At 58.9% G+C, this 508-nt stretch carries 1 protein-coding gene; it reads right to left on the minus strand.

What is annotated here, in order from left to right:
* Positions 1-443: transposase (locus AC07OK_RS30790; protein ID WP_494693843.1), on the minus strand; the 443-nt coding region annotated here is incomplete at its 3' end.
* Positions 444-508 lie beyond the last annotated feature (65 nt).

Consider the following 508-nt stretch of genomic DNA (forward strand, 5'->3'; position numbering starts at 1 on the left):
GACACCTCGGCGCCGTACATCTCCTCCAGATGGCTTTGAATCTCCCGCACACTCAGCCCGCGCGCGTAGAGCGAGATGATTTTGTCGTCAAAGCCGGCCCAGCGAGTTTGGTTCTTGACCACGATCTGCGGCTCGAACGTCCCCTGGCGGTCGCGGGGCACGTCCAGCGGCAGAGCGCCAAAATCGCCCTTGAGGGTCTTGGTGCTATGGCCGTTGCGGGTGTTGCCGGTGCCGTTGGTCACCTCGCCGCTCTTGTCATGGCCCAAGTGATCGGTCATTTCGGTCTCCAGGGCACGCTCCACCAGCATCTTGGTGAGCTGCTTGAGCAGACCGTTTTCGCCGAGCAGGTCCTCCGGCTTCTGGTAGTTCGCCAACAGGCTGTCGGCCAGTTTGAGCAGATCGGGATCGGGCTTGGCCCGCTTGTTACGTTTTACAACGGTCATTAAATCTCCTTGATGGCGGCAGTGTCCTGCCAAATGACCGTTTACACAATATTATTTACACCCTC

The sequence above is a fragment of the Duganella sp. GW821-FHT07G03 genome, from assembly GCF_059418605.1.